This is a genomic window from Fictibacillus arsenicus (assembly GCF_001999465.1).
GTDB lineage: Bacteria > Bacillota > Bacilli > Bacillales > Fictibacillaceae > Fictibacillus > Fictibacillus arsenicus.
Window position 1 is genome coordinate 1 of the sequence record NZ_MQMF01000074.1, and the last position, 718, is coordinate 718.

The window sequence follows — 718 nt, forward strand, 5'->3', positions numbered from 1 at the left end:
AGAGTGGGGCCATGACCACTGCGAATACCCCCGCCGTCCCCCGCACCCACCACGCCGTCGTCGTGTCCGCCACGGGCGGCCCCGAGGTCCTGCAGTGGACCGAGACGGAGGTGCCCTCCCCCGCGCCGGGGCACGTGCTGGTGCGGACCGCCGCGGCGGGCCTGAACTTCATCGAGACGTACCAGCGCTCCGGGGTCTACGCGATGGACCTGCCCTTCACCCCCGGCACGGAGGGCTCCGGCGAAGTCGTCGCGCTCGGCGAGGGCGTGGACGCCTCACTCCTGGGGGCCCGTGTCGCCACGGCGACGGCCACCGGTGCGTACGCCGAGCACTTCACCGCCCCCGCGGATCGTCTCCTCGCCGTCCCGGAGGGCGTCGACCTGGCCGAGGCCGCCGCCCTTCCGCTGCAGGGCATGACGGCCCACTACCTCTGCCGGTCCACCTTCCCGGTGGAGGAGGGCCACACGGTGGTCGTGACGGCCGGTGCCGGCGGAGTGGGGCTCCTGCTCACCCAGCTCGCGACGGCCCGCGGCGCCCGCGTGGTCACCACGGCGTCCACGGAGGAGAAGCGGGAGCTGTCCCGGGGCGCGGGCGCCGTCGCCGCGGTGGACTATCCGGACCTCGCCGCCACGGTGGCGGAGCTGACCGACGGCGAGGGCGCGCACGTCGTGTACGACGGCGTGGGGAAGGACACCTTCGACACCTCGCTCGAGGTGCT

At 74.7% G+C, this 718-nt stretch carries 1 protein-coding gene; it reads left to right on the plus strand.

The features are described 5' to 3' along the window. Nucleotides 1–11: 11 nt before the first annotated feature. On the plus strand, nt 12–718 hold a 707-nt coding region (locus tag UN64_RS21885; RefSeq protein WP_077365991.1), incomplete at its 3' end, for a zinc-binding dehydrogenase.